Source organism: Magnetospirillum sp. ME-1 (assembly GCF_002105535.1).
Taxonomy (GTDB): Bacteria; Pseudomonadota; Alphaproteobacteria; order Rhodospirillales; family Magnetospirillaceae; genus Phaeospirillum.
This window is the reverse complement of record NZ_CP015848.1, coordinates 3224863-3243684: the sequence shown is the minus strand read 5'-3', so window position 1 is coordinate 3243684 and position 18822 is coordinate 3224863. Positions and strand designations below refer to the sequence as shown.

15 protein-coding genes are annotated in these 18822 nt (G+C 66.2%); 9 read left to right on the top strand and 6 right to left on the bottom strand.

The annotated features are described in order from the left end of the window. The first annotated feature begins 82 nt into the window (after nucleotides 1–82). The 3 genes from WV31_RS15295 (at nucleotide 83) to lpdA (ending at nucleotide 5771) form a co-directional block, all read left to right on the top strand. A complete protein-coding gene (locus WV31_RS15295) occupies nucleotides 83–3049 on the top strand; it encodes a 2-oxoglutarate dehydrogenase E1 component (protein ID WP_085374379.1) in 2967 nt (988 codons plus the stop codon). 18 nt (nucleotides 3050–3067) lie between these two features. After that, a complete protein-coding gene (gene odhB / locus WV31_RS15290) occupies nucleotides 3068–4264 on the top strand; it encodes a 2-oxoglutarate dehydrogenase complex dihydrolipoyllysine-residue succinyltransferase (protein WP_085374378.1) in 1197 nt (398 codons plus the stop codon). A 97-nt stretch (nucleotides 4265–4361) separates the two neighbouring features. Beyond that, nucleotides 4362–5771 carry a dihydrolipoyl dehydrogenase gene (gene lpdA, locus WV31_RS15285; RefSeq protein ID WP_085374377.1) on the top strand — a complete coding sequence of 470 codons (1410 nt, stop codon included), beginning with the start codon at nucleotides 4362–4364 and terminating at the stop codon, nucleotides 5769–5771. Nucleotides 5772–6004: 233 nt separating this feature from the next. On the opposite strand, the gene WV31_RS15280 is transcribed toward lpdA, so the two are convergent. Next, on the bottom strand, nucleotides 6005–7720 hold the full coding sequence (locus WV31_RS15280; RefSeq protein ID WP_085374376.1) for a tetratricopeptide repeat protein: 1716 nt from the start codon (nucleotides 7718–7720) through the stop codon (nucleotides 6005–6007). A 254-nt stretch (nucleotides 7721–7974) separates the two neighbouring features. Then, nucleotides 7975–8409, bottom strand: coding sequence for a bacteriohemerythrin (locus WV31_RS15275; RefSeq protein WP_085374375.1), 435 nt, complete (start codon nucleotides 8407–8409; stop codon nucleotides 7975–7977). Nucleotides 8410–8524: 115 nt separating this feature from the next. Between WV31_RS15275 and WV31_RS15270 the strand changes: the two genes are divergently transcribed. Continuing rightward, the gene (locus WV31_RS15270; RefSeq protein WP_237051319.1) at nucleotides 8525–9721 is read left to right on the top strand and encodes an MFS transporter; all 1197 of its coding nucleotides are present in this window, start codon (nucleotides 8525–8527) and stop codon (nucleotides 9719–9721) included. On the opposite strand, the gene WV31_RS15265 is transcribed toward WV31_RS15270, so the two are convergent. Together WV31_RS15265 and WV31_RS15260 are read right to left on the bottom strand one after the other, a co-directional pair. After that, nucleotides 9714–9956, bottom strand: coding sequence for a type II toxin-antitoxin system RelE/ParE family toxin (locus tag WV31_RS15265; protein WP_168185957.1), 243 nt, complete (start codon nucleotides 9954–9956; stop codon nucleotides 9714–9716). The two genes, WV31_RS15270 and WV31_RS15265, sit on opposite strands and share 8 nt — an antisense overlap. A gap of 1 nt (nucleotide 9957) precedes the next feature. Then, nucleotides 9958–10242 (bottom strand): transcriptional regulator, encoded by a 285-nt coding sequence (locus WV31_RS15260; protein WP_085374373.1) that lies wholly within the window; start codon nucleotides 10240–10242, stop codon nucleotides 9958–9960. A 104-nt stretch (nucleotides 10243–10346) separates the two neighbouring features. On the opposite strand from WV31_RS15260, the gene pap reads away from it, so the two are divergent. Both pap and WV31_RS15250 read left to right on the top strand, forming a co-directional pair. Then, nucleotides 10347–11879 carry a polyphosphate:AMP phosphotransferase gene (gene pap / locus WV31_RS15255; RefSeq protein ID WP_085374372.1) on the top strand — a complete coding sequence of 511 codons (1533 nt, stop codon included), beginning with the start codon at nucleotides 10347–10349 and terminating at the stop codon, nucleotides 11877–11879. Between the two features lie 156 nt (nucleotides 11880–12035). Continuing rightward, the gene (locus WV31_RS15250) at nucleotides 12036–13742 is read left to right on the top strand and encodes a methyl-accepting chemotaxis protein (protein ID WP_085374371.1); all 1707 of its coding nucleotides are present in this window, start codon (nucleotides 12036–12038) and stop codon (nucleotides 13740–13742) included. Between the two features lie 148 nt (nucleotides 13743–13890). Here the strand turns inward: WV31_RS15250 and metW are convergent, their stop codons facing one another. Continuing rightward, entirely contained in the window at nucleotides 13891–14517 is a 627-nt protein-coding gene (metW, locus tag WV31_RS15245; RefSeq protein ID WP_085374370.1) for a methionine biosynthesis protein MetW, read from the bottom strand. Further along, nucleotides 14514–15698: a homoserine O-acetyltransferase MetX gene (gene metX, locus WV31_RS15240; RefSeq protein WP_085374369.1), complete on the bottom strand. Its 1185-nt coding sequence runs from the start codon at nucleotides 15696–15698 to the stop codon at nucleotides 14514–14516. Before metX ends, metW begins: the two co-directional genes overlap by 4 nt. A 136-nt stretch (nucleotides 15699–15834) precedes the next feature. On the opposite strand from metX, the gene WV31_RS15235 reads away from it, so the two are divergent. The 3 genes from WV31_RS15235 to WV31_RS15225 are packed head-to-tail and all read left to right on the top strand — an operon-like array spanning nucleotide 15835 to nucleotide 18721. Beyond that, nucleotides 15835–16710, top strand: coding sequence for a chorismate mutase (locus tag WV31_RS15235; RefSeq protein ID WP_085374368.1), 876 nt, complete (start codon nucleotides 15835–15837; stop codon nucleotides 16708–16710). A 32-nt stretch (nucleotides 16711–16742) separates the two neighbouring features. After that, nucleotides 16743–17834, top strand: a complete 1092-nt coding sequence (gene hisC, locus WV31_RS15230) for a histidinol-phosphate transaminase (RefSeq protein ID WP_085374367.1) — start codon at nucleotides 16743–16745, stop codon at nucleotides 17832–17834. Next, nucleotides 17831–18721 (top strand): prephenate/arogenate dehydrogenase family protein, encoded by an 891-nt coding sequence (locus WV31_RS15225; RefSeq protein WP_085374366.1) that lies wholly within the window; start codon nucleotides 17831–17833, stop codon nucleotides 18719–18721. Before hisC ends, WV31_RS15225 begins: the two co-directional genes overlap by 4 nt. The last annotated feature ends 101 nt before the right edge of the window (nucleotides 18722–18822 follow it).

Here is an 18822-nt window from a genome sequence, read left to right as displayed (position 1 = left end):
CCGTAAACGAGCGGCGCCCGGCGGCGCCGCCCGGCCCAAGCACGAAAGGGACGCGGGCTAGAACCTGCGTCGAATCCCGAACATGACAAAGCAGTTCGACGAATCGTCCTTTCTCAGCGGCGGCAACGCCGTCTTCATCGCCGAGCTTTACGCCCGCTACCTGGAAGACCCCGCGTCGGTGGACGCCTCGTGGGTGTCGTTCTTCCAGGATCTGAAGGACGACGGCTCGCAGCTCATTCAGGACTTCAAGGGCACCGCCAGCGCGCGGCGCGACGTCAAGATCATCGGCGCCGTCGATCCGGAAGCCGCCGCCGCCGCTGCCGCCGCCGCCAAGAAGGCCGGCGACAAGGGCAAGGGCGCTCCCGCCGCGCCTGCCGTCGACCCCGCCGCCATCCGCCAGGGCCAGATCGATTCGATCCGCGCCCTGATGCTGATCCGCAGCTACCGCGTGCGCGGCCACCTGATGGCCAAGCTCGACCCGCTGGATCTCACCAAGCGCGAGCAGCACCCCGAGCTGGATTACCGCACCTACGGCTTCACCGATGCCGATCTCGACCGCGAGATCTTCATCGACCACGTGCTGGGCCTGGAGACCGCCAAGCTGCGGGACATCGTCAGCATCGTGCAGGAAACCTACTGCTCGAACATCGGCGTCGAGTTCATGCACATCCAGGACCCGGACCAGAAGGCCTGGATCCAGAAGCGCATCGAATCCATCCATAACCGCACCGACTTCACGCCGCGCGGCAAGACCGCCATCCTGGAGCGCCTGACCGAGGCCGAGGGCTTCGAGCGCTTCCTGCAGATGAAGTACACCGGCACCAAGCGCTTCGGCCTGGAAGGCGGCGAGTCCGTCATTCCGGCGCTGGAGCAGATCCTGAAGCGCGGCAGCCAGCTGGGCGTCGACGAGGTGGTGCTGGGCATGGCCCACCGCGGCCGCCTCAACGTGCTTGCCAATTTCATGAAGAAGCCCTACCAGGCCATCTTCTCGGAATTCCAGGGCAACGCCGCCAACCCGGAAGAGGTCCAGGGCTCGGGCGACGTGAAGTACCACCTGGGCACCTCCGCCGACCGCGACTTCGACGGCAAGACCGTGCATCTGTCGCTGATGCCCAACCCCTCGCACCTGGAAGTGGTCGGCCCGCTGGTGGTCGGCAAGGTGCGCGCCAAGCAGACCCAGTTCGGCGATACCGAGCGCAAGCGGGTGATGGGCATCATCCTGCACGGCGACGCCGCCTTCGCCGGCCAGGGCGTGGTGCCCGAGACCATGCTGCTGTCGCAGCTCAAGGGCTACGCCACCGGCGGCACCATGCACATCATCATCAACAACCAGATCGGCTTCACCACCGCGCCGCAGTACTCGCGCTCCGGCCCCTATTCGTCGGACGTGGCCAAGGGCTTCCAGGCCCCGGTGTTCCACGTCAACGGCGATGACCCCGAAGCCGTGGTGCACGTGGCCCGCATCGCCACCGAGTTCCGCCAGGAATTCGGCGCCGACGTGGTTCTGGACATGATCTGCTACCGCCGTCACGGCCACAACGAGTCGGACGAGCCGGCCTTCACCCAGCCGCAGATGTACCGCAAGATCGCCTCCCACCCCACCACGCGGGCCATCTACATGGAGAAGCTGGTGGCCGAGGGGACGCTGTCGCGCTATGACGCCGACGCCATCTTCGCCAACTTCCAGGCCCGCCTGGAGCAGGACTACGAGGCCGCCAAGAGCTTCAAGGTCAACAAGGCCGACTGGCTGGAAGGCAAGTGGCAGGGCCTGGCCCAGCTGGCCGAGGAAGAAGAGTTCCGCGAGGAGAAGACCGGCGTGGCCGCCGACATCCTCAAGGAAGTGGGCCATGCGCTGGCCCGGACTCCCGACGGCTTCAACGTCAACAAGAAGATCGTCCGCCAGTTGGCCGCCAAGAAGGACATGGTGGACAAGGGCGAGGGCATCGACTGGGCGACCGCCGAGGCCCTGGCCTTCGGCACCTTGCTGGTGGAGGGCAATCCCGTCCGCCTGTCGGGCCAGGATTGCGGCCGAGGCACCTTCTCGCAGCGTCACTGCCGCCTGACCGACCAGGAGACCGAGGAGCGCATCGAGCCCCTGAACCACATCCGCCCCGGCAACCAAGCCTATTTCGAGGTCATGGATTCGCCGCTGTCGGAAGAGGCGGTGCTGGGCTTCGAATACGGCTATTCCCAGGCCGAGCCCAACACGCTCACCCTGTGGGAAGGCCAGTTCGGCGACTTCGCCAACGGCGCCCAGGTGATCATCGACCAGTTCATCAACTCGGGCGAGTCCAAGTGGCTGCGCATGTCGGGTCTGGTGATGCTGCTGCCCCACGGCTATGAAGGCCAGGGACCCGAGCATTCCTCGGCCCGCTGGGAACGCTATCTCCAGCTCTCCGCCGAGGACAACTGGCAGGTCTGCAACATCACCACCCCGGCCAACTACTTCCACGCTCTGCGCCGTCAGCTGCGCCGCAACTTCAGGAAGCCGCTGATCATCATGACGCCGAAGTCGTTGCTGCGTCACAAGCTGTGCGTCTCCAAGCTGGACGACCTGGTCACGGGGTCCCGCTTCCGCCGCGTGCTGCCCGAGACCGAGACGCTGGTGGCCGATGCCAAGATCCGCCGGGTGCTGATGTGCTCGGGCAAGGTCTATTACGACCTGCTGGAGGAGCGCACCAAGCGCGACATCAAGGACGTGGCCATCATCCGCGTCGAGCAGCTCTATCCCTGGCCCAAGGACACCATCAAGGCCCAGCTGGCCCGCTATCCCAACGCCGAGTTGCTGTGGGTGCAGGAAGAGCCGGCCAATATGGGTCCGTGGACCTTCGTCGACCGCCGTATCGAGTTCATCTGCGAAGAGCTCGACATCAAGGCGAAGAAGGCCCTGTACTGCGGGCGCCGCGCCGCCGCGTCGCCCGCCACCGGCCTGTACAAGACCCACGTGGCGGAACAGGAATGGATTGTCGGCATGGCGCTGACCGGTGAACTGGTCACCCTGCCCCAGCCGTTCCGCCGTGCCTCCAAACTCTCGCGCCTGACCGCCTAAGAAGAGGGAAAAGCAGTAATGTCCACCGAAATCAAGGTGCCCACCCTGGGCGAGTCCGTCACCGAGGCCACCGTCGCCAAGTGGTTCAAGAACGTGGGCGATGCCGTCCGCGCCGATGAGCCGCTGGTCGAGCTGGAAACCGACAAGGTCACCGTCGAGGTCAACGCCCCCGCCGCCGGAACCCTGACCGACATCGTGGCCGCCACCGGCGCCACCGTGGAAGTGGGAGCCCTGCTGGGCGTCCTCGGCGCCGCCGGTGCCGCCGCCGCGGCTCCGGCTCCCAAGGCCGCCGCTCCGGCTCCGGCTGCCGCTCCCGCCGCCGCCCCGGCCGCTCCGGCGGTCATGCCGTCGGCCAAGAAGATCGCCGCCGATGCCGGTGTCGATACCTCGGCCATCAGCGGCACCGGCAAGGACGGTCGCGTCACCAAGGGCGACGTGCTGGCCGCGGCTGCCGCTCCGGCCCCCGCCGCCGCTCCGGCCCCCGCCAAGCCCTCGGGCCCCAGGGCCAAGGCCGACCGCGAGGACCGGGTCAAGATGACCCGTCTGCGCAAGACCATCGCCGGCCGCCTGAAGGAGGCCCAGAACACCGCCGCCATGCTGACCACCTTCAACGAGGTGGACATGGGCGCGCTGTTCGACCTCAGGAACCAGTACAAGGACCAGTTCGAGAAGCGCCACGGCGTCAAGCTGGGCTTCATGTCCTTCTTCGTGAAGGCCTGCATCTCGGCGCTGAAGGATTGGCCCGCCGTCAACGCCGAGATCGACGGCGACGATCTGGTCTACAAGAAGTACTACGACATCGGCGTGGCCGTGGGCACCCCCCAGGGGCTGGTGGTGCCGGTGCTGCGTGACGCCGACCAGCTGTCCTTCGCCGGGGTCGAACAGGGCATCGCCAACCTGGGCAAGAAGGCCCGCGACGGCAAGCTCAGCATGGAAGACCTGATGGGCGGCACCTTCACCATCTCCAACGGCGGCGTCTACGGCTCGCTGATGAGCACCCCCATCCTCAACACGCCCCAGTCGGGCATCCTGGGGATGCACAAGGTGCAGCAGCGCCCCATGGTCATGCCCGACGGCAAGATCGAGGCGCGGCCCATGATGTATCTGGCGCTCTCCTACGACCACCGCATCATCGACGGCCGCGAGGCGGTGTCGTTCCTGGTGCGCGTCAAGGAGTGCATCGAGGACCCGCAGCGCATCCTGCTCGAGATGTAGGATCAGCCACGTTTAACCGTCATGGCCGGACTTGATCCGGCCATCCATGGACCCCCGGACCAAGTCCGGGGGTGACGCTCTGCCAGGGGACGAATCCATGTCCGAGAACGCTTTTGACGTCGTCATCATCGGCGGTGGCCCGGGCGGCTACGTCGCCGCCATCCGCGCCGCCCAGCTGGGCCTGAAGACCGCCTGCATCGAGAAGCGCGGCAGCCTGGGCGGCACCTGCCTCAATGTCGGCTGCATTCCCTCCAAGGCGCTGCTGACCGCGTCCCACCACTACCACGCGGCGGCCCACGAGCTGGGCTCGTTCGGCATCAAGGTGGGCAAGGTGGAAATGGACGTGGCCGGCATGATGGGCCACAAGGACAAGGTTGTCGCCGACAACACCAAGGGCATCGAGTTCCTGTTCAAGAAGAACAAGGTGACCTACATCGTCGGCGCCGGCGCCATCACCGCGCCCGGCCAGATCGAAGTGACCGCCAAGGACGGCGCCAAGTCCGCCGTCGCCGCCAAGCACATCGTCATCGCCACCGGCTCCGAGGTCACCCCGCTGCCCGGCGTCGAGATCGACGAGGAGGTGATCATCTCGTCCACCGGCGCCCTGGCCCTGCCCAAGACGCCGAAGCACATGGTGGTCATCGGCGGCGGCGTCATCGGCCTGGAACTGGGCACCGTCTGGGGCCGCCTGGGCGCCAAGGTCACCGTGGTGGAATTCCTCGACCGCATCCTGCCGTTCAATGACGGCGAGGTCTCCAAGCAGATGCAGCGCCTGTTGGGCAAGCAGGGCATGGAGTTCAAGCTGGGCACCAAGGTCACCGGCATCACCAGGAAGGGCAAGACCGCCACCGTCACCGTCGAGCCCGCCGCCGGCGGCGCTGCGGAAAAGATCGAGGCCGATTGCGTCCTGGTGGCCATCGGCCGCCGGCCGTTCACCGACGGGCTGGGCCTGGATAAGGTGGGCGTCGCGCTGGACAAGCGCGGCTTCGTCCAGATCGACGGCCATTTCCGCACCAACGTGCCCGGCATCTACGCCATCGGCGACGTGGTCGGCGGCGCCATGCTGGCCCACAAGGCCGAGGAAGAGGGCGTGGCCCTGGCCGAAATCCTGGCCGGCCAGCACGGCCACGTGAACTACGACGCCATCCCGGCGGTGGTCTACACCTGGCCGGAAGTGGCCAGCGTCGGCAAGACCGAGGAACAGCTGAAGGCCGAGGGCATCGCCTACAAGGCCGGCAAGTTCCCCTTCACCGCCAACGGCCGGGCGCGCTCCATGAACGAGGTGGACGGCTTCGTCAAGATCCTGGCCGACGCCGCCACCGACAAGGTCCTGGGCGCCCACATCGTCGGCCCCAACGCCGGCGACCTCATCGCCGAAGTGGTCCTCGCCATGGAATTCGGCGCGGCGTCGGAAGACATCGCACGCACCTGCCACGCCCATCCGGGCCTGGGCGAAGCCGTCAAGGAAGCCTGCCTCTCCGTCCTCGGCCGCCCGCTGCACACGTAGTTTTTTCGTTCCTGACGCGGAAGGGGCGCTCCTTATGGGGCGCCCTTTTTGTTTCGGGATGGGAAGGACGGAAAAGAATGCGAAGGGACTCGTCCCTTCGCGCATCCCTGGTCCCTTATCCCCGCGTTCACAGCCGCCTGAATCTCGTCACCCCCGGGCTTGACCCGGGGGTCCACGCCTCCGCCCGATTGTCACCCTGAGCCGCAGGCGAAGGGCCTTTCAGGCATGTCGCGTCAGGTCTTACGAGAACCCTTCAGCTTCGTCCGGTATTCCCTCAAAGCACGGCGGCCAAGGAAATTCAGCGTCTTTGCCTGCTCCAATGCCTCAAATCCGGATACCGCCTCACTCCAGCACCGCTGGGCAGCGTCGAGTTCCTCCTTGGCCGCATGGTAGTCGCCCCACAGGCTGATCAATCGCGCCTTGCCCTGCCTATACGCCGGCTTTTCCGGTTCTTTGATCAACAACGTATCGATGATCATCTCTGCTTGGCGGAGTGCGCTTACTGCCTCATCCGTCTCGCCCATTGTCAAAGCCACATTGGCGGTCAAACCAAGAACAGCACCCAGATAATATTGCCAATTCGTGTTGCTAGCATCCCTGGCGGCCAACCCCACAACAATGCCACGGGACTGAGTGAGCATTGCCTTTGCTTCACTAAACCTACCCTCCTTCATCGCTACATCACAAAGCCGGCTCCACACTGCCCCCAACTCGCACAGCCCTTCACCGTCATTTGCATCCTTAGCCACCAGACCCGCGAAGATGTCACGACTTTGGGTAAATGCTGCCTTTGCCTCTTCAAGATTCCCTACCTCCATCGCTACATCGCCAAGCCCTCCCCACGCCCCCCCCAGATCCCTACGGAATTCATCGTTACTCGCATCCGCAGCGACCAGACCCGCGAAAATATCTCGGAATTGGATAAAGGCTGTCTTGGCATCTTCCAACTGACTGGCTGCCAGCAAAGCATCGCCCAAATTTCCATAGGCGGCACCTAAGGTCCGTAGCTCTTTCCGCGACTGCGCCACTTCGATAGCACGCTGGGCAACATCAATGGCCTCTTCCAGCAGTCCCTGCTCCTGACGTGAGCGCGACAGCAGAATCAAGGCATAGGGATCTTCCCGCTTTTTGCCTGCCAGCGCACCCGCATAGCGGGCAACATCGGCCGGCTTACCCTTGGCCAGCGCCTGCTTGGTCAGGCCGGTCAATTGGTCTTCCGTCAAGTCCTGCGGCGGGGTGTTCCTGGTCTCGGCCTCCAGACGCTCGCCCTCAGGTGTCGATGCCGGCGGAGACCGGAGGTTCACCAGTTCGGCGGTGATTTCATCCGAGCGCGTCCGGTTCTTGGCAAGCGCCTCAACATGGGCGTCGCCCTGCTGCTTTGCCGCCTCCATGTCCTTGGCCAGCGCGTAGCCTTTCTGCTTGGCTACCTCCATATCCCCGATCAAACCATCGGCCTTCCTCTGGACGGCCTCCAAAATCTCCAACTCTTTAGCCTCGAGTCCCTGAGTAAGTACAGTAACCTTGGCTTTCAACTCCCCTTCCATGGACCGCATCTTCTCATCAGCCACTGAGCGGGCCTTGCGGCCAGCATCCCAAGCGCCCAAAGCGAAGATGGCCAGCAGCAAGGTGATCGCCACCCCTCCGAATCCCAACAGCATATTGAAGTTACTGCTCAGGCCCTGAAGCTGACCGGTCAGACTCTCCTTGGCGCCCTGCACCTGGGCAGCAGCGACATCCTTCGCCCCCTGAATCTGGGCGGCCAGTTCGGCCTTTGGCCCGTCCGCCGCCTTATCCGCATGGGCACGCAGTTCGCGGTTCTGGGCATCCAGTTCGCCCACCCGCTTTTCCAGATAGATCAGGCGCGCCTCGTCCTGGGCGGACAGGGATGGCCCCGCCGCCCATGCGGGCATGGACAGGCAAAGCAGCAGCGCGACGGCAAGCAGGCGCATGGAGACTCCCCCTCGAAGGTTGCGCAGCCTACCATCAATTGGCGACGGCGGAACCCCTGAAGAGGATGATTAGGGCCAATCGACATTGAGGCGGATAAGCCTGGAAATTGGCCACAGATGAACACGGATCCCCGCTGCGCGGGACACAGATAAGGGCTTAATCACTCTTCATCTGTGTTTATCCGTGTGCATCTGTGGCTGAAATTTCTATTCAGCAAATGTCATCAGCCGAATGTCCTGAATGTCGATCCGGCCTAGGCTACCGCCCGCCCCCGCTGAAACTCCGCGAAGGCGGCGTCGCAGGTCAGGATGTGGTCGCACAGCCAGCGCTTGAGCAGATCCACCAGTTCGTCGGCCACGTAATCGGGGCCCGAGATCATCAGGCGCTCGATCAGGACGTCCAACTGGAAGATCAGGTATTCGTGCTCGTAGCGGTGATCGTCGCGGCCGGGATAGCCGGCCTGTTCCATGCTGTGCTGTTCGCGGGCGAAGTGTTCGCGGGTGAACAGGCACAGATCGGCCACCGCCTGGGTGACCATGTCGGCGCCCAGGCGGGCGGCCGAGAAGATCTGGTTCATCAGCGCGAACATCTCGCGATGGTCGTCGTCTTCCTGGTCGGCATGCACAAGCAGGTCATCAGACCACTCGATCTTGCCGCCGCCCCATGAAACAATCCGATTCGAGGCCATATGAAAGGGTCCTTCCTCTCCCGACGAGGCGCCCACGAAAGCTCCCCAAAGCTTTCCCTTACGGTATACACCTTATGCGCGAATTGAAACAAACCGAAAGTTATGGATTATTGTGGTGAGTGAGCCCCCGTCCCAGGGCGCCAAGGCCGTTTTCTGCCTGTGCGCGGCGGAAGTGCTGACCATGGTCGGCGTCTTCGCCTTTCCCACTCTGCTGCCCGATTTCGTTGCCGCCTGGGGCTTGTCCAACACCGATGCCGGATGGATTTCCGGGATTCTGTTCGCCGGCTACACGGTGGCGGTGCCGGTGCTGACCACCATGACCGACCGGGTGGACGCCAAGAAGGTGTATCTGTTCGGCGCCCTGGTGGCGGGCGTCTCGTGCCTGGCCTACGCCGTCTGGGCCGAAGGATTCTGGTCGGCTTTGACCTTGCGCTTCATCGCCGGAGTGGGCTTGGCCGGCACCTACATGCCGGGGCTGAAGGCCCTGGTCGATCGTACCAGGGGGCCGAGCCAGGCCCGCTGGATCAGCTTCTACACCGCCAGCTTCTCGCTGGGCACCAGCGGATCCTTCCTGATCATTGGCGCAATCGCCGAAATCTGGGGATGGAAGATCGCCTTCCTGCTGGCCGGGCTTGCGGCCCTGGCCGCCTTCGTCCTGGTCCTGACCCTCTTGGAGCGCGCCAATCCGGTGCCGCCGGCCCAGCCGGTCAATCCCTTCGATTTCGGACCCGTCTTCCGCAACCGCGCCGCCATGGGCTATGTCCTGGGCTATGCCGCCCATGTGTGGGAGCTGTTCGGGGCGCGGTCCTGGATGGTGGCCTTCCTCGCCTGGGTTCTGGCCGCCCAGCCCGGCGCCGGCGGACCGTCGCCCGCCACCGCCGCCACCATCGGCTCGCTGCTGGCCATGGCCTCGTCGCTGATCGGCGCCGATCTCGCCATCCGCTTCGACCGCCGCCGGGTCTGCGCCGCCGCCATGCTGTCGTCGGCCGCCCTGGCCGCCGTGATCGGCTTTACGGGCGGGTTGCCCTATGGAATCGTGGTGGCGCTGATCCTGCTCTACAACGTGCTGATCCAGATCGATTCGGCGGCGCTGACCACCGGCGCGGTGATGGCGGCCGAGCCGGACCGCCGGGGGGCGACCATCGCCATCCATTCCCTGCTGGGCTTCGGGGCCGGCTTTGTCGGGCCGCTGGCGTTTGGCATGGTGCTGGACATGGCGGGCGGCGGCAATTCTTCCCTGGCCTGGGGGCTAGCCTTCGCCTCAATGGCCGTGGTGGTGGGCCTCGGCCCCCTCGCCCTCAGGCTCAGATAAGCCGCAGGATCATCACCCCGCCCTGGCCCGCCCGGTAGACCAGACGCCAGGGCAGGCCGGGAAGCGGCAGTTCGCGGGTGCCGGGCGCGGTGCCGTCACGGCCGCGTTCGGGGAAGTCGGCCAGGCAATCGGCGGATTCGGCGATCAGGCGGCCGATCCGTTTGGCGGACTCGCCCCCCAGGCCGCTCCGCAGCCGGAACAGATCGGTGAGCGCCGTATCGGACCAGCGGATCATCTCAGCACGACCCCGGCGGCCCGGATTCGCCCTCGCCGCCCCAGCCCAAGAGCCACAGCCGTACCCGGGCATGGTCGGCGGACAGGCCGGGAACCGCACCGAACTCACCCTCACCCGCCGCCCTGATCACCGACTCGCGCGCCGCAATCCGGTCGTCCTCGGCGTCGAGGAAGAAGCGCAGCGCGCTTTCCAGCAGCGCCGCCGCATCGCCGCCCTCCGCCGCCAGACGCTCCTCCACCCGCCGCGCCAAATCATCGTCGAGAACCAGCTGAACCGTGCGGGGCATGGGCGTCTCCTTCCAAGGGCTTGCATACTACAGCCCCTTGCCGCCCCTGTGCATTAGGCATACGCTCATACTTCCGGTTGATCGTGCCATGGGGGAAGTGGGACATGTTCGAAGCGGCTGAACTGGGACGCAAGATCTCGCGCGAGGAATTCGACGCCATGGCCCCGGGCCTGCGCACCGACCTCCTGGCCCTGCAACAGCAACTGCGCGAGGCGGACTTTCCCGTCATCGTGCTGTTCGCGGGCGTCGACGGCGCCGGCAAGAACGAGACGGTCAACCTCCTGAACGAATGGATGGACCCGCGCTGGATCGTCACCCGCGCCTATGGCCCGCCATCGGACGAGGAACGCGAACGCCCCGAATACTGGCGCTACTGGCGCGACCTGCCGCCCAAGGGCAAGGTGGGGCTGTTCATGTCGTCGTGGTACCACCATCCGCTGATTGATCGGGTCACCGGCAAGATCACCGGTCCCGAACTGGACGAGCGCCTGGAACGCATCGTCCATTTCGAGAAGACCCTGGCCGACGAAGGCGCCCTGATCCTCAAGTTCTGGATGCACCTGTCCGAGAAGGCCCAGAAAAAGCGCCTGAAAAGCCTGGAAAAGGACCCGCTCACCGCCTGGCAGGTCACCAAGCAGGATTGGGAACACTGGGAGATGTACGACAAGTTCATCTCCGCCGCCGAACGCCTGATCATGCAGACCAGCAAGGGCCACGCCCCCTGGCAGATCGTCGAGGGCGCCGACGCCCGCTACCGCTCGGCGGTGGTGCTGCAGACCCTGAAGGAGGCCATCACCAAGCACTTCGCCACCCGCGAGGCGGTGAAGAAGGTCAACGCCGAGATCAAGGGCAAGTCCAAGGCCAAGAAGACCACGGAACCCGCCGCCCTGACCGCCCAACCCTCGATCCTGTCGTCCCTGGACATGAGCCTGGCCATCGAGGGGGCCGAGTACAATCAGGCCCTGCAGGAACAGCGGGCGCGCCTTGCCCACCTCTACCACGCCGCCAAGGAGCAGGGCGTCTCCACCGCCCTGGTGTTCGAGGGCTGGGACGCCGCCGGCAAGGGCGGCACCATCCGGCGGCTGACCAACGCGCTGAACGCGCGGGACTATCAGGTCATCCCCATCGCCGCCCCCACCGAGGAAGAGCGCGCCCAGCACTATCTGTGGCGGTTCTGGCGCCATGTGGCCCGTGCCGGACGCGTCACCGTGTTCGACCGCTCGTGGTACGGCCGCGTCCTGGTCGAAAGGGTCGAGGGCTTCTGCTCCGAGGAGGCCTGGCGCCGCGCCTACGGCGAAATCGTCGATTTCGAGAAGCAATTGACCGACCACGGCATCGTCATGTGCAAATTCTGGCTGCACATCACCGCCGAGGAGCAGCTGGCCCGCTTCAACGCCCGCGGCGAGATCGAATACAAGAAGTGGAAGCTGACCGACGAGGACTGGCGCAACCGCGAGCAATGGGGCGTCTACGAACAGGCGGTCAATGACATGGTGGAAAGGACCTCCACCACCAACGCGCCCTGGACCCTGGTCGAGGCCAATTCCAAGAATTACGCCCGCGTCAAGGTGATGCGCACCGTGGCCGACGCCCTTGAGGCCGCCCTGGGAAAGGTGGGCAAGAAGCGAAAACCATAAAAAATTTATTGAGTCCTTTGGATATGCAAAACCTATCCGACAGAGGTAATAGACCGAAATCGGTGGTTGACTGCCGATTTATTTCTACATAAAAACCCTTACGAATGGGGAGAAGAGTGCCCTAAGCACCATTTCCCGCGCTGGTAGGGGGGTTATATGAAGATCGCGATCCGACTGTGGCTGATCGTCGCCACCGCTTTGTGCGGCATCGCCGCCGTGGTGGCCGCCAGTCTGGCCCAGATGAACCACGACCTGATGGATGACCGCGAGGTCAAGACCCGCCATATCGTTGAGGTCGGCCAGTCCCTGCTCGCCCATTTCGAGGAGATGGAACGCGCAGGCAAGCTCAGCCGCGACGAGGCCCAGGCCGCCGCCCTGGCCGCCGTGTCCAAGCTGCGCTACGAGGGCGCCGAATACCTCTGGGTGCATCGCCACGACCAGTCGGTGATGCTGTCGCATCCCAACGCCAAGTTGATCGGCCAGCCGGTGGAGGACATGAAGGACCCCACCGGCCTGTTCCTGTTCCGCGAGATGAACCGCATCGTCAAGGAAAAGTCCGCCGGCTTCGTCTACTACATGTGGCCCAAGCCTGGCGCCACCGAGCCGGTGAAGAAGCTGTCCTACGTCCAGGCCTTCGCCCCCTGGGGCTGGGTGATCGGCAGCGGCATCTACATCGACGACGTTTCCGCCGCCTTCCGGTCCCGCGCCATCGAATTCGGACTGGCCGCCCTCGGCATCCTCGGCCTGGTCTGGCTGATCGCCGCCTGGGTGGGCCGCGGCATCACCCGTCCCCTGGGCGACGTCACCGCCACCCTGGAGCGCCTGACCCAGGACGACCACGGCGTGGAAATCCGCCACACCGACCGCGTCGACGAGATCGGCGCCCTGGCCCGCGGCCTGAAGGTCTTCCAGAAGCACATCGAGGCCGCCGCCCAGGCCGCCGCCGAGAAGATGCGCCAGCAGGAAGCCGATCTGGCCCGCCAGCGCCGCATCGAGACGCTGACCGCCGAGTTCGACGCCAAGGTGGCCGGCGTGATCAAGTCGGTGGGTGCGGCGGCTGCCCAGATGCAGTCCACCAGCCAGTCCATGTCGGCCATCGCCGACCAGACGGCACGCCAATCCACCGCCGTGGCCGCCGCCGCCAACCATGCCGCCATGAGCGTGCAGACCGTGGCCGCCGCCACCGAGGAGCTGCATGCGTCCGAGGCCGAGATCGCCCGCCAGGTGGAGGTCTCCACCGCCCGGTCGCGCACCGCCGTGGAGGAAGCCGAACGCTCCAGCGAGATCGTCGCCGGCCTCAATTCCGCCGCCGGCCGCATCGGCGAGGTGGTGGCCCTGATCAACGACATCGCGTCGCAGACCAACCTCCTGGCCTTGAACGCCACCATCGAGGCGGCGCGGGCCGGTGAAGCCGGCAAGGGCTTCGCCGTGGTCGCCAACGAGGTCAAGACCCTGGCCAACCAGACGGCGCGCGCCACCGACGAAATCACCACCCAGATCGGCGAGGTCCAGTCGGCCGCCACCCAGGCCGCCGACGCCATCGCCGCCATCGTGCGCACCATCGCCGAGATCGACGAGACCTCGTCGGTGGTGGCCATCGCCGTGGACCAGCAATCGGCCGCCACCACCGAGATCGCCCGCTCCATCGAGCAGGCCGCCACCGGTACCGCCGAGGTTTCCAGCAATATCGGCGAGGTCAGCGACGCCGCCCGCCACGCCGGCACCACCGCGTCGGAGGTGCTGGCCGCCGCCGCCGAGCTGACCGGCCAGGCCGATGCCCTGCGGACGGAAGTGGAATCCTTCCTGGGCGCCATCCATGGCGGGGAAAAGGCACCGCAGCTCTATCTGGTGGCGGCGGAGTAGCCGTTCCGTCCCTTGTGCGTCATGGCCGGGCTTGTCCCGGCCATCCACGCGGGTCCGCTGGAACAGGTTATGAAACAATGGTCCCTGCGGATGGGCGTGGATGCCCGGATCAAGTCCGGCCATGACGCACAAGGGGGGAGGCCCCCCCCTATCCCTTGCGCGACAGCACGAACAGGCCCTGGTCGGCGAACAGGTTGGCGATGCCCTCGCAGGACGGAATGGGCATGGTCTTGCCGCTGCGGTCGAGCGGAATGGACCGCTCCACCGTGATGCCTAAATCCCGGCACAAATCCAGGAAATCGCGGATGGTGCAGAAGTGGATGTTGGGGGTGTCGTACCACTCGTAGGCCAGGGTGTCGGTCACCGGCATGCGGCCCCGGGTCAGAAGGTGCAGCCGCACCCGCCAATGGCCGAAATTGGGAAACGACACGATGGCGCGCCGCCCGATGCGCAGCATGTGGCTGAGCACGTCGCGCGGCGCGTAGGTGGCCTGCAGCGTCTGGCTGAGGATCACATAATCGAAGGCCCCCGAGGGGTAGTCCTTCAGATCGGTGTCGGCGTCGCCCTGGATCACGCTGAGGCCGTGCGACACCGCCGCCGACACCCCGGCCATGCTGAGTTCGATGCCGCGCCCGTCCACGTTCTTGGTGCGGCCCAGCCAGTCCAGCAGAGCGCCTTCACCGCAGCCCACGTCCAGCACCCGCGAGCCGGGCTCCACCATGTCGGCGATCAGCTTGAGATCGACGCGCAGATTGCCGTTGGAGACGGTCATCATCGTGCCGCCCCCCCGTCGTTGCGCGGCAGGCCGCGATGGGCGGCGGCGCCTTCGAGAAAGCCGGTGAGCGTGGCGTGGAATTCGGGCTCGTCCAGCAGGAAGGCGTCATGGCCCTTGTCGGACTTGATCTCGACGAAGCTGACATTGGCCGCCACCGCGTTCAGCGCATGCACCACCGCCCGGCTTTCCGGGGTGGGGAACAGCCAGTCGCTGGTGAAGCTGACCACGCAGAAGCGGGTGCGCGTGCCGCGGAAGGCGTTGGCCAGCACGCCCCCGTTCTCGGCGGCCAGATCGAAATAATCCATGGCCCGCGTGATGTAGAGGTAGGAATTGGCGTCGAAGCGGTCGACGAAGGTGTTGCCCTGGTGGCGCAGATAGCTTTCCACCTGGAAATCGGCGTCGAAGCCATAGGTGATGGTGTCGCGGTTCTGCAGGTTGCGGCCGAATTTCTGGTGCAGCGCCGGCTCGGACAGATAGGTGATGTGCGCCGCCATGCGCGCCACCGCCAGCCCGCGATGGGGCCGCGTGCCTTCCTGCAGGTACTTGCCGTCACGCCAGTCGGGGTCGGCCATGATGGCCTGGCGCCCCACCTCGTGGAAGGCGATGTTCTGGGCCGAATGCCGGGCGGCGGCGGCGATGGGAATGGCCGAGAACACCCGCTCGGGATAGCTTTGCGCCCATTTCAGCACCTGCATGCCGCCCATGGAGCCGCCGACCACGCAGAACAGCTGGTCGATGCCGAGATGATCCACCAGCCGGGCCTGGACCTTGACCATGTCGCCGATGGTGATCACCGGGAAATCCAGGCCCCAGGCCCGGCCGGTGGCGGGATTGTCGTCCATGGGCCCGGTGGTGCCCATGCAGCCGCCCAGCACGTTGGAGCAGATCAGGAAATAGCGGTCGGTGTCGAACACCCGTCCCGGCCCCACCAGTTCGTGCCACCAGCCGGGCTTGCCCGTGATGGGGTGGGGATCGGCCACGTAATGGTCGCCGGTCAGCGCATGACAGATCAGGATGGCGTTGGACCTGTCGGCGTTGAGCCGACCATAGGTCTGGTAGGCCACGGTCACCGGCCCCAGATCGACGCCGCAATCCAACCGAATCGGCCGGTCGCGCCCCAATTCGACCTTCAGGCCGAGGGCGTTGGCGGGGGCAGTCGGAACAGGCTCGCTCTGGGACATGGGATCACGTGCCGCGACAGGGAATGGATTAGCTATGGTCGCGGACGGGGACTGTCAACGTTTTCTTTGATTTCCGGGCCAAGCCGCACTAAACCTATCCCTCTTGGACCCACCATTTCCGGCCCCCTTTTCCACCATGACCCAGGACAGCGCCGCCCTCGAGCAGCTCCGTCGCGAAATTGATCGCATCGACGATCAGTTGCACGACCTGCTGATGCGCCGCACCGGACTGGTGGGCCGCATCGCCGCCGCCAAGACCGACCGCAAGGTGACGCTGCGCCCCGGGCGCGAGGCGCAGATCCTGCGCCGTCTGGCGGGCCGCCACACGGGCGAGTTCCCCAAGCTGGCCCTGGTGCGCATCTGGCGCGAGATCGTCGGCGCGCTCACCGGCCTGCAGGCGCCGCTCCACATCGCCGTCCACGCCGCCGGCCGCTCCACCGCCGCCATCGAGCTGACCCGCAACCACTTCGGCGTGGTGGCGCCGCTGTCGGCCTTCCGCAGCCCCGGCCAGGTGGTGCGCGCCGTCGCCGACGGCATCGCCACGGTGGGCGTGATCCCGCTGATCCCCGGCACCGAGGCCGCCGACGAGGCCGAACCGTGGTGGACCAGCCTGACCCTGGAAAGCGGCGACGCGCCGCGCGTGGTGGCCCGCCTGCCCTTCGCCCCTACGCCCGCGGTCAAGGGCTCGGCCGAGCCGCTGCAGGCCCTGGTCATCGCCTGTCGCGACCACGATGAATCCGGCGACGACCGCACGCTGGCGGTGCTGGAGACCGGCCCCGACGTCAGCCGCGACCGCCTGCGCGCCATCCTCGCCGCCGGGGGGCTGGAACCCGCCGAGCTGCTGGCCATCCACCGCCACGGCGGCCAGTGGCTGCACATGGTGGAGATCCTGGGCCACGTCACCGCCGCCGACCCGCGGCTCGCCGCCCTGGTCGCGCCGAAAGACCCCGTCGGCCGCATCGCCATCGTCGGTGGCTACGCCACCCCCTTCGCGCCCGAAGCGCTCGCCTGACCCGTTCCCCCCTTTTCGCTGGAGATAGAATCGTGACAGCTCCCACGCCCCGCCCCGGCATCATGGACATCCGCCCCTATGTGGGCGGCGAATCCGCCATCGAGGGTGTCGACCGCATCTTCAAGCTGTCCTCCAACGAGGGCGCCTTGGGCCCCAGCCCCAAGGCCATCGAGGCGCTGCGCGCTTTCGCCCCCGAGATGCACCGCTACCCCGACGGCGGCGCCGAGGAACTGCGCAAGGCCATCGCGGCCCGCTATCACCTGGACGCGTCGCGCATCGTCTGCGGCGCCGGCTCGGACGAGTTGCTGGGCATCCTGTGCCGCTCCTATGCCGGTCCCGGCGACGAGGTGCTGTACTCGGCCCACGGCTTCCTGATGTACGCCATCGCCGCCAAGGCCTGCGGCGCCACCCCGGTCACCGCGCCGGAAGTGGAGCTCACCGCCAACGTGGACAACCTGCTGGCCGCGGTGACGCCCAGGACCAAGATCCTGTTCCTGGCCAATCCCAACAACCCGACCGGCACCTACCTGCCGGCCTCGGAAGTGGCCCGCCTGCGCGCCAATCTGCGCCCCGACGTGCTGCTGGTGATCGACGCCGCCTATACCGAGTTCGTCAGCCGCAACGACTATTCCGGCGGCATCGAGCTGGTGGAAGCCGGCGACAACGTGGTGGTCTGCCGCACCTTCTCCAAGATGTACGCACTGGGCGGCCTGCGCCTGGGCTGGGCCTATTGCCCGGAGAACGTGGCCGGCGTCTTGAACCGGGTGCGCAATCCCTTCAACGTCGGGGCCCCCGCTTTGGCCGCCGGTCTGGCCGCCTTCGAAGACACCGCCTACGCCGACCTGTGCAAGAGCCACAACGACTACTGGCTGCCCTGGCTGTCGGGCAAGCTGGCCGATCTCGGCCTCCACGTGGTGCCCAGCGTCTGCAACTTCATCCTGGTCCGCTTCCCCGCCACGCCGGGCAAGGACGCGCCCACCGCCGACAAGTTCCTGCGCTCGCGCGGGATCATCGTGCGGGCCATGGGCGGCTACGGCCTGGGCGATTCCTTGCGCATCACCATCGGCACGGCCGAGGAGAACCAGGCGGTGGTCGATACCTTGAAAGAGTTCGTGGGAGCATGAGCAACACCACGCCGTTGTTCGATACCGTCTGTTTCGTCGGCATCGGCCTGATCGGTTCGTCCCTGGCGCGGGCCATGCGCAAGCATGGCCTGGCCCGGCGCATCCTGACGCTCGACACCAGCGAGAAGGCGCGTAAGACCGCCCTGGAGCTGGGCGTGGTCGACGCCGCCAGCGACAATCCGGCGGCGCTGATTCCCGAAGCCGATCTGGTGGTGGTGGGCGCCCCCGTGGGCGCCACCCAGGCGGTGGGCGAGGCCATCGGCCCGCATTTGAAGCCCGGCACCATCATTACCGACGTGGGCTCGGTCAAGCTGTCGGTGATCCGCGATCTCGGCCCCCATATTCCCGACGGGGTCGAGCTGGTCCCCGGCCACCCCATCGCCGGCACCGAGCATTCGGGTCCGGAGAACGGCTTCGCCGAACTGTTCGAGGGCCGCTGGCACATCCTCACCCCCGTCACCGGCGGCGATCCCAAGGCGGTGGACAAGGTGGCCGAGCTGTGGCGCCGGGTCGGCTCGCAGGTGGAGATCATGGACCCCCACCATCACGACAAGGTGCTGGCCATCACGTCGCACCTGCCGCACCTCATCGCCTACACCATCGTGGGTACCGCCAACGATCTGGAAGGCCACATGCAGCAGGAGGTGATCAAGTTCTCCGCCTCGGGCTTCCGTGACTTCACCCGCATCGCCGCCTCCGACCCGGTGATGTGGCGCGACGTCTTCCTCAACAACCGCGAGGCGGTGCTGGAGGTGATCCAGCGCTTCACCGAAGACCTCACCGCGCTGCAGCGGGCCATCCGCTGGGGCGAAGGCGAGGTGCTGCACAAGCGCTTCACCGAGACCCGCGCCATCCGCCGCGCCATCATCGACGCCAAGCAGGCGTAAATCACTCCGTTCGTGGATGCCCGGGTCAAGCCCGGGCATGACGGCATACAACAGGTTTCGTCATTGCCGGGCTTGACCCGGCAATCCATCTCCGTCGCCGG

What these genes read in the sequence shown, in the direction of transcription:
- WV31_RS15260 (WP_085374373.1), bottom strand. Translation starts at nt 10,242, where the DNA reads ATGCCCCGCACGGTTCAGCTGGTTCTCGACGATGATTTGGCGCGGCGG.
- WV31_RS15280 (WP_085374376.1), bottom strand. Translation starts at nt 7,720, where the DNA reads ATGCGCCTGCTTGCCGTCGCGCTGCTGCTTTGCCTGTCCATGCCCGCA.
- lpdA (WP_085374377.1), top strand. Translation starts at nt 4,362, where the DNA reads ATGTCCGAGAACGCTTTTGACGTCGTCATCATCGGCGGTGGCCCGGGC.
- odhB (WP_085374378.1), top strand. Translation starts at nt 3,068, where the DNA reads ATGTCCACCGAAATCAAGGTGCCCACCCTGGGCGAGTCCGTCACCGAG.
- metX (WP_085374369.1), bottom strand. Translation starts at nt 15,698, where the DNA reads ATGTCCCAGAGCGAGCCTGTTCCGACTGCCCCCGCCAACGCCCTCGGC.
- WV31_RS15235 (WP_085374368.1), top strand. Translation starts at nt 15,835, where the DNA reads ATGACCCAGGACAGCGCCGCCCTCGAGCAGCTCCGTCGCGAAATTGAT.
- metW (WP_085374370.1), bottom strand. Translation starts at nt 14,517, where the DNA reads ATGATGACCGTCTCCAACGGCAATCTGCGCGTCGATCTCAAGCTGATC.
- WV31_RS15295 (WP_085374379.1), top strand. Translation starts at nt 83, where the DNA reads ATGACAAAGCAGTTCGACGAATCGTCCTTTCTCAGCGGCGGCAACGCC.
- WV31_RS15265 (WP_168185957.1), bottom strand. Translation starts at nt 9,956, where the DNA reads ATGATCCGCTGGTCCGATACGGCGCTCACCGATCTGTTCCGGCTGCGG.
- WV31_RS15250 (WP_085374371.1), top strand. Translation starts at nt 12,036, where the DNA reads ATGAAGATCGCGATCCGACTGTGGCTGATCGTCGCCACCGCTTTGTGC.
- pap (WP_085374372.1), top strand. Translation starts at nt 10,347, where the DNA reads ATGTTCGAAGCGGCTGAACTGGGACGCAAGATCTCGCGCGAGGAATTC.
- WV31_RS15225 (WP_085374366.1), top strand. Translation starts at nt 17,831, where the DNA reads ATGAGCAACACCACGCCGTTGTTCGATACCGTCTGTTTCGTCGGCATC.
- WV31_RS15275 (WP_085374375.1), bottom strand. Translation starts at nt 8,409, where the DNA reads ATGGCCTCGAATCGGATTGTTTCATGGGGCGGCGGCAAGATCGAGTGG.